Annotated in this window: 16 protein-coding genes; 4 read left to right on the top strand and 12 right to left on the bottom strand. The window is 65.6% G+C overall.

The window, feature by feature from the left end:
* Positions 1–45: 45 nt before the first annotated feature.
* Positions 46–294 carry a hypothetical protein gene (locus ACFFJ6_RS13825; RefSeq protein ID WP_378388610.1) on the bottom strand — a complete coding sequence of 83 codons (249 nt, stop codon included), beginning with the start codon at positions 292–294 and terminating at the stop codon, positions 46–48.
* Complete coding sequence (locus ACFFJ6_RS13830; protein WP_378388612.1) at positions 269–550, bottom strand: BrnT family toxin; 282 nt, start codon at positions 548–550, stop codon at positions 269–271. The genes ACFFJ6_RS13825 and ACFFJ6_RS13830 overlap by 26 nt, the downstream gene beginning before the upstream one ends.
* A gap of 131 nt (positions 551–681) precedes the next feature.
* Between ACFFJ6_RS13830 and ACFFJ6_RS13835 the strand changes: the two genes are divergently transcribed.
* The 3 genes from ACFFJ6_RS13835 (at position 682) to ACFFJ6_RS13845 (ending at position 2,074) form a co-directional block, all read left to right on the top strand.
* Positions 682–1,185, top strand: coding sequence for a hypothetical protein (locus tag ACFFJ6_RS13835; RefSeq protein WP_378388614.1), 504 nt, complete (start codon positions 682–684; stop codon positions 1,183–1,185).
* A gap of 213 nt (positions 1,186–1,398) precedes the next feature.
* Entirely contained in the window at positions 1,399–1,569 is a 171-nt protein-coding gene (locus tag ACFFJ6_RS13840) for a hypothetical protein (protein ID WP_378388616.1), read from the top strand.
* A gap of 145 nt (positions 1,570–1,714) precedes the next feature.
* Complete coding sequence (locus ACFFJ6_RS13845) at positions 1,715–2,074, top strand: GFA family protein (protein ID WP_378388618.1); 360 nt, start codon at positions 1,715–1,717, stop codon at positions 2,072–2,074.
* Positions 2,075–2,153: 79 nt separating this feature from the next.
* Here ACFFJ6_RS13845 and ACFFJ6_RS13850 read toward each other — a convergent pair whose 3' ends face one another.
* The 3 genes from ACFFJ6_RS13850 to ACFFJ6_RS13860 form a co-directional block, all read right to left on the bottom strand.
* Complete coding sequence (locus ACFFJ6_RS13850) at positions 2,154–2,864, bottom strand: glutathione S-transferase (RefSeq protein WP_378388620.1); 711 nt, start codon at positions 2,862–2,864, stop codon at positions 2,154–2,156.
* 176 nt (positions 2,865–3,040) lie between these two features.
* Positions 3,041–4,039: a Tim44 domain-containing protein gene (locus ACFFJ6_RS13855; RefSeq protein WP_378388622.1), complete on the bottom strand. Its 999-nt coding sequence runs from the start codon at positions 4,037–4,039 to the stop codon at positions 3,041–3,043.
* Between the two features lie 378 nt (positions 4,040–4,417).
* Positions 4,418–5,407, bottom strand: a complete 990-nt coding sequence (locus tag ACFFJ6_RS13860) for an MBL fold metallo-hydrolase (RefSeq protein WP_378388624.1) — start codon at positions 5,405–5,407, stop codon at positions 4,418–4,420.
* A 127-nt stretch (positions 5,408–5,534) separates the two neighbouring features.
* Between ACFFJ6_RS13860 and ACFFJ6_RS13865 the strand changes: the two genes are divergently transcribed.
* Positions 5,535–6,443: a LysR family transcriptional regulator gene (locus ACFFJ6_RS13865; RefSeq protein ID WP_378388626.1), complete on the top strand. Its 909-nt coding sequence runs from the start codon at positions 5,535–5,537 to the stop codon at positions 6,441–6,443.
* Here ACFFJ6_RS13865 and cckA read toward each other — a convergent pair.
* The 7 genes from cckA to flgB all read right to left on the bottom strand — a co-directional run bounded on the left by cckA (position 6,440) and on the right by flgB (position 12,770).
* On the bottom strand, positions 6,440–8,986 hold the full coding sequence (cckA, locus tag ACFFJ6_RS13870; protein WP_378389686.1) for a cell cycle histidine kinase CckA: 2,547 nt from the start codon (positions 8,984–8,986) through the stop codon (positions 6,440–6,442). The genes ACFFJ6_RS13865 and cckA overlap by 4 nt on opposite strands.
* 214 nt (positions 8,987–9,200) lie before the next feature.
* Positions 9,201–10,277, bottom strand: coding sequence for a flagellar biosynthesis protein FlhB (gene flhB / locus ACFFJ6_RS13875; RefSeq protein ID WP_378388628.1), 1,077 nt, complete (start codon positions 10,275–10,277; stop codon positions 9,201–9,203).
* Between the two features lie 26 nt (positions 10,278–10,303).
* A complete protein-coding gene (gene fliR / locus ACFFJ6_RS13880; RefSeq protein WP_378388630.1) occupies positions 10,304–11,071 on the bottom strand; it encodes a flagellar biosynthetic protein FliR in 768 nt (255 codons plus the stop codon).
* Between the two features lie 112 nt (positions 11,072–11,183).
* The gene (fliQ, locus tag ACFFJ6_RS13885; RefSeq protein WP_378388632.1) at positions 11,184–11,447 is read right to left on the bottom strand and encodes a flagellar biosynthesis protein FliQ; all 264 of its coding nucleotides are present in this window, start codon (positions 11,445–11,447) and stop codon (positions 11,184–11,186) included.
* A gap of 124 nt (positions 11,448–11,571) precedes the next feature.
* A complete protein-coding gene (gene fliE / locus ACFFJ6_RS13890) occupies positions 11,572–11,877 on the bottom strand; it encodes a flagellar hook-basal body complex protein FliE (RefSeq protein ID WP_378388634.1) in 306 nt (101 codons plus the stop codon).
* A gap of 34 nt (positions 11,878–11,911) precedes the next feature.
* Positions 11,912–12,337 carry a flagellar basal body rod protein FlgC gene (gene flgC, locus ACFFJ6_RS13895; RefSeq protein WP_378388636.1) on the bottom strand — a complete coding sequence of 142 codons (426 nt, stop codon included), beginning with the start codon at positions 12,335–12,337 and terminating at the stop codon, positions 11,912–11,914.
* 22 nt (positions 12,338–12,359) lie between these two features.
* The gene (gene flgB, locus ACFFJ6_RS13900) at positions 12,360–12,770 is read right to left on the bottom strand and encodes a flagellar basal body rod protein FlgB (RefSeq protein WP_378388638.1); all 411 of its coding nucleotides are present in this window, start codon (positions 12,768–12,770) and stop codon (positions 12,360–12,362) included.
* Between the last annotated feature and the right edge of the window lie 42 nt (positions 12,771–12,812).

Genomic DNA, 12,812 nt, shown 5'->3' on the forward strand with positions numbered 1-12,812 from the left:
ATTTTGAAGGGTTCAAAATGGGGGAGCCCCCGCGCAGTGGCGTGCTCACCCCCCTCGCTTAGGCTCCTGCTTCTCCGCATAAGCATCCACCAGCGCCCTGATCATGCGCTGATACGGCACCTTCTGCTTCGCTGCGGCGCGTTTGAAGAAATCGACCGAGCGCTGAGACAGGCTGAGGGTGACCTTGACGTTGTCCTCGCGCAGCACGAGTTGGTCCGGCGATGGCAGAAAGTCGTCGACGATCCGCACCCGGCCGATCTCGCCTTTGCTATACTTCGCCGTTGATTTCTTCATAGATCGCCTTTCCTTTGCGCCAGTAACCGGAACCGAAGATCCTGATCTTCCCGCCACGATAGGTGAACCGCACGGTGACGATACCGCCCAGGACTCTGCCAAAACAGAAATAGCGCTGCTCGTCCCGGCTGTGGTCGACGTCTTCAGCGATGACACGGCGAGGATCGAGAAATGCCGATTGGGCGATCTCGAAACCAATGCCGTGCTTGGCCTGGTTCAGCCGGTCTTTGGCAACGTCCCACTCGAAATCAGACATCGCGTCCACGGCCCGAGTACGGCGATACTGCCATACTCCTGTATGGCTCGCAATTGCGGCCAGGAGCGCTGCTTGCATTCCTGCCCGGCTCGACTATGAAATTTGATAGCATTGCCGCCCGGAGAACATTGATGCTCACCAAATCAGATGACTCAGCGCTCCGAAGCTCCTGCCGTCTGGTGAAAGCCGGCGGACTGGCCGGCGCCTTTGTTCTCGCGGCCGCCCTCGCCTCCCCCGCCCATGCCGATCGCTGCGATGACCTTGCGCAGCAGCTCAAGTCGCAGATCGATGGGGTGATGATCGGCAAGACCGTCGCCAATGTGATCTACCTGGCCCATCCGGCTGCGAAGTCGTTGCGGCTGGGGTGCCCGAGCCGGACGGTGAAGAACGAGGTGTTCGGGATTGCGCCGTCGCGAAAGCCGTCGGCGGAGTTTCAGGAATTGATCGCGAGTGCGTCGGCGATCGTGTTCACCATCCCGAAGGCCGATACGCTGCGCGGCGTGAAGCGGTGCTTCGGCCGGGTCGGCCTGTTGCGCGGCAACGACGTGAAATCGCGCTATCGCCGGCTCGACATGCGCTGCATCCGCGGCAAGACGGACTCATCGATCGCGGTGTCGCGCGACAAGAGCGAGTAAGCGCCGCCGCACATTTCGGCCGGCGACCGGAGGCCCGTGGACCGCCCGGGAAGCGCTGCATTTGAAGCAAATCCGATCGCCGAGCTGCGCGCAAAGTTCACCGGACAGCGCGATGCTGCCGATCGTCCGATGACGGGCGCGATCAGGCCACCGGGTGTGGCAAGGCCGCTTCCAAGAGTTGTCGGTGACACTCGCAACCTACGAGGATCGATGATGAGTAGCATTTCGAGCGTGTCGTCGACGCCCGTCTCGAAGCCGGCTGCCGAGGCAAGTCCCCCGCCTCCGCCGCCCCCGCCGAAGGACAAGGACGATTCGACGACGACGCAGCCGGTCAAGGCGGCGCTGCCGCCCGGCCAGGGCACGCGGGTCGATCAGCTCGCCTGAGCCTGTCACTCCGATGCCCGATGACCAGCCCCGCCTCGCGCGGGGCTTTTCATATCCGCCCCTGGTGCCTGCTCGGCGCGCTATCCATGCCAGTAATCGCTCTGGTAGAATAAACGCGGCAGGACAACGACCAGCGAACCTTCTCATGAGCGGACTCAAAGTCTATACCGGCGGCTGCCATTGCGGCCTGGTGCGGTTCGAATGCACCACCGACCTCGCGACGGTGACGGCCTGCAACTGCTCGATCTGCACCAAGAAGGGCTTGCACTTCACCTTCCTGCCGCCGAAGAGCTTTCAGCTCCGGGCCGGGCAGGAGAGCCTGAAGGAATATCTGTTCAATCAGCGGGCGATCAGCCACCAGCTCTGCGGCGAATGCGGCGTCGAGGTCTTCGCGCGGGGGACCAAGCCCGATGGCAGCGAAGTCATCGCTCTCAACGTCGCCTGCATCGACGGCATCGACCTCGCCACGCTGAAGCTGACGCCGGTAGACGGGCGGAGCAGATAGCGGCGGGCCGGGCCCTCCCGGTCTTCATTCCGGGGCCCGAGCGCAGCTCGCGAACCCGGAATGACGGGGAGAGGCATGATTACTTATCCAGCGCCTTGTAGTGGCGGAAGATGCCGTCTTCGTTGAACGGGATACGGCGGTCGCTGGCGAGGTAGGCGGCGATGTTGGGGCGGGCTTCGACGCGGTCGTGGAGCGCGACGAGACTCGGGATCTCGCGTTCGAATTTTTTCATGTGCTTCGGAAACGCGTAGCGTAGCCCCTCGACGATCTGGAACAGCGACAGGTCGGCGTAAGTGAGCTTGCGGCCGGTCACGAACGTCCCGCCGCTCCCTGCGATCAGCCGCTCGAAATAGCCGCAGTACTTAGGTACGCGCTCCTTGCGGAATTCAGCGGCGCGCTGCTTCGCCGCGCCTTTCTGATCTTCGTAGTACAGCGACGTTCCGATCGGATGGTGGGTGTCGTGCACTTCCTGGACGAAATCGGCGATGGTGAGCTGGAGCTGATGCACCCAGAGCCGGCCGGCCTCGGACTTCGGCGCGAGGCCGTGGCGGCTGCCGAGAAACAGCAGGATCGCCGCGGTCTGGCCGATCACCTGCGAGCCGGACTTGAGAAACGGCGGCGCGAAAGACGGCGTGCCGGTCCTGGCCTGCATCATCTTCATCATGGTCGAGACGCCGGCCTTGTTTCGTCGCGCAACATCGACGTAGTCGGCGCCGGCTTCTTCCAGCGCCAGACGGACGAACTCGCCGCGTCCCTGGATGGTTGGCCAGTAGTACAGGTCGTAGCGCATCGGCGATCCTTTCCTCGGCGCGGCCGCAAGGCACGTCGTCGTGCAACGGCAGTCTCGTCAGGATAGTCAATGCGTCAACGCGGGTCCGGTTCACCGCCGCGGAACCCGGCTGCGGCCAAGAAAAAAGCGCCGCGGAAATCCGCGGCGCTCGGAGACTTCAAAAGGAGAGACGAAGCTCAGTTCGTCTGCTGGATCGCCGACAGCTCCCAGTCGGTGCCGGGACGACGCGCAAAGGTCCAGACCTCGGTGACCTCGATCGGCGTTTCGCTGCCCGCGACGAGGCGATTGGTGCCGCGCTCGAGCGTCTTGTCGACCAGCGAGAACCGCATCGCCACGGTGGCGTAGTCGGTTTCGCCTTCGCGCCACGCTTCGGCGAGATCGCCCTGCAGCAGCTTGACGTCGGACACCTTGTTGATGTCGTTGTTGGCCTTGTTCTCCGCCAGATCCTTGGCGAAATACGAAGCCATTTCCGGCGTCGCGAGCTTGTTCAGCCGCTCCTGATCCTCGTTCGACCAGGCCGCCTGAATGTCGCCGAGCAGGCGTTCAAACGACTCGTAGTCCTCAGGCTTGATCTCCAGCGGCGGCTGGTTGGGCGCGCTGCCGCCGCTGCCGAAGCCGAACCCGGTGCGATAGGCGGGCGCGGGCTCCGGACCGGGGCCGACGGTCGGGCCGGCGTTGGACGCATAGGCCGGCGCCGGCTGCGGGTTGTTCCGCCGCTGCCACCACGACCAGGCCAGGCGGGCCAGCACGACCACCAGGACGACCTGCAGGATCAGGCCCAGGATCGACGCGAAGCCGCCGAGGCCGGACATGAAGCCGCCGCCGAACAGCATGCCGAGCAGGCCGGCACCCAGGAAGCCGGCGGCGAGGCCGCCGAGCATGCCCATGCCGGGCCGGTTGAAGAAGCCGCCCTTGGCGGCCGCGCCGGCCGCGGGGGCACCCATGCCCGGGCTACCCGGCTGGGTCATGGTGCGGTTGAACGGTTGCGCGGCGCTCGGTGCGGTCGGGGTCGACTGCGGCGCCGAGAAGGTGCGCGAACCGCGCGACCCCGAGCTGCCGCCGCCGCCGACGCGGGCTTCGGCCGCCGACGAGAGCGCAAGCGCCAGCGGCATGGCCAGCGACAGGGTCACGGCCAGTGCAGCAACAGCGCCACGCGTGCGATGCAAAAACTTCATTGGTTTCCCTCGATTCCCCGGCAGGGGGAAAGCTCCCTCAAAATGGGCAGCGGCGTGGAAAAGTGAAGGATGCGCAACGCCGCAGGGGCTGTCGCAACCTGCGGCCCTCGGTCGCGGGAAAAGCGGCATCGGCTGTTGAACCAGCAATTGCGTCGCAGTTTCATGGCTTGGATCAGCCACGAATGCCGGCTCGCGCACGACGTCCCTGAAGCACGAGCCGCGGACGCAGCGTAGTAACGGTCGGGATGAGCCGCTGCCCGCGCATCAATGCGCCAGGCAGCGGTGGAACGTCCTCACAGCGAAATCAGCGCTCGTACTCCGGGTTGATTATCAGGCTGCTGTCGGCGGGCGCCGCGAACCGCGCCCGCCGCAGGCAGCTCAGGTCTGCAGCGCCCAGTCGGCGGCCTGCCAACGCAATTGCCCCCGGTCGGAGACGATCCGGCCGAGCCCTGGGAAGGGCATATGCGTCGCGGCGATCAGCGCGCCTTCGGAAGCAGCGCGCGGGAAGAAGCGTTCCCGCATCGCCTGTGCCGCCGCACGGTCCTGCTCGAACAGGAAGCAGACATCGGTCGCGGCCGGATGCACGACCGGGAAGATCATGTCGGACACCATGATCAGGCTTTGGCCGCCGTCTTCGATCCGCACGCCGATATGGCCCGGCGTATGTCCGGTGAGGTCGACGATCGAAACGCCGCGGACGATTTCACGCTCACCATCGATCGCTTGCAGCTTCGGATAAAGTCGCACGACGTCCTTGGCCATCCGAAAGCTCGGTTGCAGATAGTCGGGAGCGCCGTTCGCCTTCGCCTGGTCGGTCCAATGGGTGACGTCCCGGCGATCGATATACAGCTCCGCTTTCGGATAGTTCTTCTTCCCACCGACGATCAGCCCGCCCATGTGATCCTGATGCATATGCGTCACGATCACCGCATCGATCTGGTCGCGCTGCAGGCCGACGGCGCCGAGCGCCTTGGGCAGCGCGCCGGTTTGGCCGATCGATCCCGCCGGTCCGGAATCAATCAGGATCCGGCGCTGACCGTCTTCGACCAGATACTGGTTGAACAGAAAGCGCACGCCGCTCTGCCGTGCCGTGAACTGCGCAGTGGCAGCTTGCTCCACCTGGGCCGGCGACCGCCCCGGGAAGAACGTGTAGGGCATATCCGCATACCCATCCGTCAGCGCGGTCACCGTGAAGCGGCCGATCTTGATTTGTGCAAGTGGCGTCACGCTCACCGGCGCCGCTGTCGCGGAGGCGGACCGCTCCGTCTTGGCGTGGACTGGCGCCAGAGCGCCACTGATCAGGCCGCCCCCGACGAGGCTCCCTCCGAGAAGGCCGCTGGCGAAGGTGCGGCGGGACAGTTGAGGCATTCGCGCTCTCCCATGTCGTTGCAGGTGGCAGGAGCCGGTTGCTCCGCGGGAGAATCTAGGACACTTACAATCTATGGAAGTATCCTGCTAATTTGGAAGCTAGCCTCCCGAATTTTGGAAGAGCGCCATGGATCGTTTCGAAGCGATGGCGGTCCTGCTGGCCGTTGTCGACGCGGGCAGTCTCTCGGCCGGCGCGCGGCGGCTGCACGCGCCTCTCGCGACGGTCAGCCGCAAGGTCAGCGAGCTGGAAAAGCATCTCGGTGTCCGCCTCGTGCTGCGGACCAGCCGTGGCCTCACGCTGACCGAAGAAGGCCGCGGCTTCGTCTCAGCGTCGCGCCGCATCCTGGACGAACTCGATGCAGCGGAGCGACAAGCCGCCGGTGACTACGGCGCGCTGCGCGGCGGACTACACGTGACGGCACCGATCGCCTTCGGCGAGCGCTATCTGCTGCCGATCGCGCTGGAGTTTCTGAAGGAGCAGCCCGAGATCAATCTGCGCCTGACCCTCGCCGACCGGCAGGTCAGCCTCACCGACGAACAGATCGATGTTGCCCTGCGGATCGGGCACCTGGCGGACAGCGCCTTGATCGTGACGCGCGTCGGTACGGTGCGCCGTGTCCTATGCGCCAGCCCGGCCTATCTTGCCCGCCGCGGCACGCCGCAGCAGCCGGACGACCTCGCCGAGCACGACGGTATCAGCTTCCAGGGCTTCGCGACCGCGCCGGAATGGCGCTACCGCGGAGACAGCCCTGCGTTCGGCGTCGATCCACGGCCGAAGCTGGCGGTCAACACCACCGAGGCAGCCATTCAGGCGGCCGTTGCGGGTGTCGGCATCATCCGCGCGCTGTCCTACCAGGTGCTCGACCAGTTGCGCGACGGTCAATTGCAGGAGTTGCTGCCGGAGTTCGCACCGGAGCCGCTGCCGGTGAATCTCATCCATGCGCCGGCCTTTCCGCTGCCGCGGAAAGTGCGGAGTTTTCTCGACTGGACCGTGCCCCGCCTGCGCGCCCGGATGGGCCGCTCGACGACGACTTAGTTCGGCGCCATCGTTTCCTTCACCTTCGCGACCAGCGCGCTCAGCGCGAACGGTTTGGCCAGGAAGGCGAACTGCTCGTTCTCGGGAAGGCTCTTTTCGAACGCGTCTTCGGCGTAGCCGGAGACGAAAATGATCTTCAGATCCGGATTGCGGCCGCGCATTGCCTTCAGCAACGTCGGCCCATCCATCTCCGGCATCACCACGTCGGACACCACGAGGTCGACAGCGCCGCTGACGGCGTCGAATTCCTCCAGCGCCTCGATGCCGTTGGAGGCTTCGATCACCTCGTAGCCGCGCGACCGCAGGCCGCGGGCGTTGAGCGAGCGCAGCCCCTCCTCGTCCTCGACCAGCAGGATCGTGCCCTGCCCGGTCATGTCGCCGCGCGGCTTGGCGGCCGCAGCCGCGGCCGCGACTTCGGCGACGCTGCCGCTGGTGGCGGTGGCCTGCGGCTCCGCCACGACGTCATGGCGCGGCAGGAAGATGTGGAAGGTCGTCCCCTTGCCGACTGCGCTGTCGACATAGACGAAGCCGCCGGTCTGCTTGATGATGCCGTACACCGTCGACAGGCCGAGGCCGGTACCCTTGCCGACTTCCTTGGTCGAGAAGAACGGCTCGAAGATCTTGTCGACGATATCGGCCGGAATGCCGGTGCCGGTGTCGCTGACTTCGATGCGCACATAGTCCGCGGCCGGCATGCCCTTGTGGGCGAGTTGCGCCACGTCGGCCGCGGCGACGTTCGACGTGCGAATGGTCAGTTTGCCGCCGTCCGGCATCGCGTCGCGGGCGTTGACGGCAAGATTGACGATCACCTGCTCGAATTGCGAGACGTCGGCTTTGGTCCGCCACAGGTCGCGGCCGTGCTGCATCTCCAGCGTGATCTTCTCGCCGATCAGCCGCTTCAGCAGCCTGTCGATATCGGTCAGCGCCTCGCCGAGATCGAGCACCTGCGGCCGCAGCGTCTGCTTGCGCGAGAATGCCAGGAGCTGCCGCACCAGCGTCGCGGCGCGGGTGGCGTTCTGCTTGATCTGCATGATGTCCTGGAACGACGGATCGGTCGGCTTGTGCGCGTTCAGCAGGAAGTCGTTGGCCATCATGATGGCCGAGAGCACGTTGTTGAAGTCGTGCGCGATGCCGCCAGCGAGCTGGCCGATGGTATCCATTTTCTGCGCCTGATTGACCTGGTTCTCCAGCGCGCGCCGCTCGGTGGTCTCGAGCAGATAGACGATGGCCGCCTCGGCATCGCCGTCGTCCGCCACCGCGGTGACGAAGAACTGGCCCCAGCGCTCCTTGGCGCCGTCGAGCAGCACTTCGACCGGGGCGATGTCGGCCTGGCCCTGCGCGGCCTGTTCGATCGCGGCGCCCAGCGTGGCGCGATCACGGGTCGAGACCGCGGCGAGAATCGACTTGGCGGCGCCGCCCGAGGGATCGAGGCCCTGGGCGAGCTTGGCGAAGCGGGCATTGGCGCGCACCACCACGCCGGCTTTGTCCACCGTGGCGATCGCCATCGGGGTGTGGTCGAAGAACCGCATGAAGCGGATCTCGGCGGCGCGCTGCGGATCGAGGCGCTCGTCCCGCGCCCGGCTAATCACCAGCGTGCGCGACGCGCCCGGCACGCCGTCTGCGCCGAAGGCCAGCTTGTGATACAGCCGCACCGGCATGGTTTTGCCGCTGCGCATCTTCAGGTCGATATCGAACACCTCGGTCTTCACTTCGCCCGGTTCGGGCACGATCGAGGTGAGCAGCGCCGAGCCGTCGCCGGACACGATGTCGCCGAGCTTCAAGCCGCCCGAGCCGATCTCGGCGAGGTCGTGATCGAGCCAGTTCGCCAGCGTGGCGTTGACATAGACGAGGTTGCCGCCGGCATCGACCGAGAAGAAGCCGCAGGGCGCGTGGTCGAGATATTCGATGGCGTGCTGCAGCTCCTGGAAGACGTCCTCCTGGTGCTCGCGATCGCGGGTGATGTCGGCGATCGACCACACGGTCTGCTTCGCCTCGCGCTTGCCGGTCCCGAGCGGGCGCACGCGCAGCCGCATCCAGCGGCCCGCCGCGCCGTCGGCCCCCGCGACCCGGACCTCCTCCTGCAGCCGCTTGCCCTCGCGCGACGCCTTCAGTAGCCGGAACACCGCCTCGGACACATCCGGATTACCGATGAACACCCGTTCGACCGGACGCACGTCCTGCATCGAGGTCGCGCCGGTGAGCGCCAGATAGGCCGGATTGGCATAGACGACATGGCCGCGCGGGTCGGTCACGGCGATACCGTCGAATGCGCTCTCGGAAATCGCGCGCAGCACCGGGTCGGCGGCGGCGTGATCGGCAAAGCCGACAATGCCGGCCGCGAAGGCGAACAGCATGAACAGGCCGACCATCGCCAGCAGCGCCAGCAAACCAAGAATGTAGGGCTGCGCCTCGGCGCGGCCGAGCGTCATGAAAGCGACTGCAGCCGCGATGATGGCGCCTGCCACCAGCAGCACCAGCGCGATGCTGCCGCTACGGCGTGCCGGCTCCGCGGCGGAAGAAGCCTGCTGGTCGTTGATGGTCATGGTCACCGAACCGATCCCTTGCCTGCCGGCGCAGCGGCGGCCAGCTTCCACCTGCCTGAATCGGAGCCGCCCGCGCAAGTACAACCTCGCGGAAAACCGCCCGTTTGGCAGCTTTCCCGGGCCCGTTTGAAGGCCGGCGACGGGCGCCGGCGGGCGCAACGGCTCCGCCACAGCTCGGGCGCCGCGCCGACGCGGAGCCGCGGCGGCTTCGACCTCAGGTCCGTCGCCCGAACAGATTGCGCCTCAGGTTCATCACGTAGCCGATCACCTCGGCGACCGCCTGATAGTGCTCGACCGGAATTTCCTCGTCGACATCGACGGTGGCGTAAAGGGCGCGCGCCAGCGGCACGTTTTCGACGATCGGCACGTTGTTGGCTTTGGCGACTTCCCGGATCTTGAACGCGACCGCATCGACACCCTTGGCGACGCAGATCGGCGCCTGCATGCCGCGCTCGTATTTCAGCGCCACCGAGAAGTGGGTCGGGTTGGTGATCACCACCGAGGCGCCCGGCACCGCCGCCATCATTCGCTTTTTCATGCGCTGATAGCGGATCTGGCGGATGCGGCCCTTGATGTGCGGATCGCCTTCCGACTGCTTGAACTCTTCCTTGACTTCTTGCAGCGACATCTTTTGCCGCTCGTGCCAGGTGCGATACTGGAAGAAGTAATCGCCCGCGGCCACGAAGGCGAGCGCGGCTGCGACGGCGCCCATCAGCTTCAGCGTCAGCGACACGGTGACGCCGAGCAGCGCGGCGGGGTCCATCTGCAGCAGCGCGTCGAGCCGGTCGCGCTCCGGATACAGCACCGCGACCATGATCACGCCGAGCGTGATGACTTTGAACAGTCCCTTGAGAAAATTGGCGAGCGCCTGCTTGCCGAACAGCCGCTTGGCGCCCTCGAGCGGCGACAGCTTGCTGAATTTCGGCGTCAGGCCTTCGGTCGAGAACACCAGCCGGTGCTGGATCAGATTGCTGCCGACAGCCACCACCGCCAGCAGAAACAGCGGCACGCCGAGCACCGAGATCATCATGTACATCAGGCTTTTGGTGAGCGCCAAAAGGCCCGCGCCGTCGACCTTGAGCATCCACGACTTCTCGATCAGGGTTTTCATCGGGCCGGTGACGCCGGTGCCGATCGAACCCGAGAAGCTGGACAGCAGCAGCGTGCCGCCCGCGATCACGAACCAGGTGTTGACCTCCTGGCTCTTGGCGACGTCGCCGCGTTTGAGAGCGTCGTCCAGACGCTTCTGTGTTGGCTCTTGTTGTTTCTCTTCGTCGTTATCGTCGGCCATCGCTCAGCCTTCCCGAAGGGTGAGGCTCAGCGCAGTGTCATGTCCTGCATGACGCCGCTGAAATAGCCGATGAAGGTGCCCATCATCGTGGTGAGCACCGCCGCGAGAATGATGAAGCCGATCACGATCGAGAGCGGCACACCGACGAAATACACCTGCATCTGCGGCATCAGCCGTGCGAGAATGCCGAGCCCGATGTTGAACACCAGGCCGAACACCAGGAACGGCGCCGCGAGCTGCATGCCGATCTTGAACGAGGCCGCGAACGCCCGCGTCGCCAATGCCGCGACGTCGCCGCTGTTGAGCAGTTCGCCGGGCGCGAAAATCCGGTAGCTGTCGCTCAGCGCCTCGATCACCAGATGATGCGAGTCGGTAGCGAACAGCATCGTCACACCCAGAATGGTAAGGAAGTTGCCGATCAGCAGGCCCTGCTGCCCTTGCGTCGGATCGACCGCCGTGACGAAGCCGAGTCCGAGCTGCTGCGCGATCACTGAGCCGGCGACCTGCAGCGCCGCGAGCGTCACGCGCGCGGTAGCGCCGAGCACGATGCCGATGATAATCTCCTGAATCATCAGCACCAGCAGCGGCGTCAGCGACGACATGTCGACCTGATAGGCGTTGCGATGCAGCGGCAGGATGATCAGCGTCAGCCCGAGCGCGATCGACAGCTTGACGCGGGTCGGAATGTTGGTCTCGCCCAGCGTCGGGAACAGCATCACCATCGCGCCCACGCGGGCGAACACCAGCATGAAGGCGGCGCCGAGCGCGGGCAGGAACGAGATGTCGATGCGCATGGCCGGGTTCTGCGTCGGGACAACTCGCCTTCACGGCGGCGCAGACGTCACGCACGACGAGGGCCGTCGCGGACGCTGCATACCGGCCGGAGGCGCGGGTCCCGATCATGCGTCAACCGCCGGTGATTCGCGACGAGATCCGCATCATCTCGAGATGGAGCTGGTCGGCCATGAACGGCAGCGTCAGCACGAGCGTGATGAAGATCGCGATGATCTTCGGCACAAACACCAGCGTCTGTTCCTGGATCTGCGTCAGCGCCTGCACCAGCGACACCGCGACGCCGACCACAAGGCCGACCACCATCAGCGGCGCCGACACGATGACGATCGTCCAGATCGCATCGCGCGCGACGTCGAGAGTTTCAGGACCGGTCATGGATGATCTTTCATATGATGCTGCGTCGGGGCGAGAAGCGAACGACGCAGCAGTTCAATTCCCTGCGCGTCTGGCCGGCCTTGGCTCGCCCGCAATGACGGGGATTCTATCGGCCGGCGAAAGTTCAGATCGGCATCTTCAGAATGTCTTCGTAGGACTGGATGACGCGGTCGCGCACCGACACCAGGGTCGAGACCGCGACGTCGGTCTCAGCAACCGCGGTCACGACGTCCATGATGTTCGACTTGCCGTTGGCCATCGCCACCGTTTGCGCGTCCGACTTCCGCCCGGCGTCGAGCACGCTGTTCATCGCGTCCTTGACCAGCGCGCCGAACGACGGGCCGTTGTCGGTCGGCTTGCCGGCGCCGCCGGGATTGGCGAGTCGCGCCAGGCTCGCATAGGCATTTGCTGCGGAAATCGGGGATGCCATCGATGGTCTCCTGGAGAGGTTCGCTCAGGTCCGGTCAGGACTTGAGGATGTCGAGGGTGCGCTGGATCATCCGGCGCGTGGCGCTGATGACGTTGAGGTTGGCTTCGTAGGACCGCTGCGCTGCGCGCATGTCGGTCATTTCGATCACCGAATTGACGTTCGGGTATTTGACGTTGCCGGTCGCATCCGCGGCCGGATTGGTCGGCTCGTATTTGAGCTGGAACGCCGACGTGTCCGGCTTGACCCGGCCGAGCGCGACGGTGCGCGCGTCGAGCGCACGATCGAGCGTCGAGGTGAAGGTCGGCACCTTGCGGCGATACGGGTCGCCGCCCGGCGTCTGCCCGGTCGAATCGGCGTTGGCGATATTTTCCGAGATCACCCGCATCCGCCCGGCCTGCGCCCGCAGCCCGGAGGTGGCGATCCCCATCGACCTTGCGAAATCTCCTGCGTCGTCGGCCATGGCTCAGGCTCCCCGATTATCGTCAGCGCTTGCCGATCGCGGTCTTCAGCAGACCGAGACTGCGGCTGTAGAGCGAGGTCGCGGCGGCGTAGTCCATCTGGTTGGCCGAGACCTTCATCATCTGATCTTCGAGATTGACGGCATTGCCCGCCGGCCTCGTCTGGAACCCGACCCGGCGGTCCTCCGAAAACGAGGTCGTGCCGCCGGGCGGCTTCAGATGGGAGGCGCTGGTCATCATCATGGGAAGCGAGCCGCCCGCGGTCGGGCCGGTCAGCTGGCCGGCGGAATCGAACTTCGGCTCGACCAGGTCGCGCGGCCGGAAGTTCGGCGTGTCCGAGTTCGAGACGTTCTCGGCCAGCACCTTCTGCCGCTCCTGATGCCATTGCATCTTGGTGCGCAGAGCCGCCAGCATCGGAAGATCGTTGATCGCCATCGCCGCCTCCGTCCCGGTCACGGATGCGTCGCGCGTCCGCCG

The sequence above is a fragment of the Rhodopseudomonas telluris genome (assembly GCF_042432815.1).
Lineage (GTDB): Bacteria > Pseudomonadota > Alphaproteobacteria > Rhizobiales > Xanthobacteraceae > Rhodopseudomonas > Rhodopseudomonas telluris.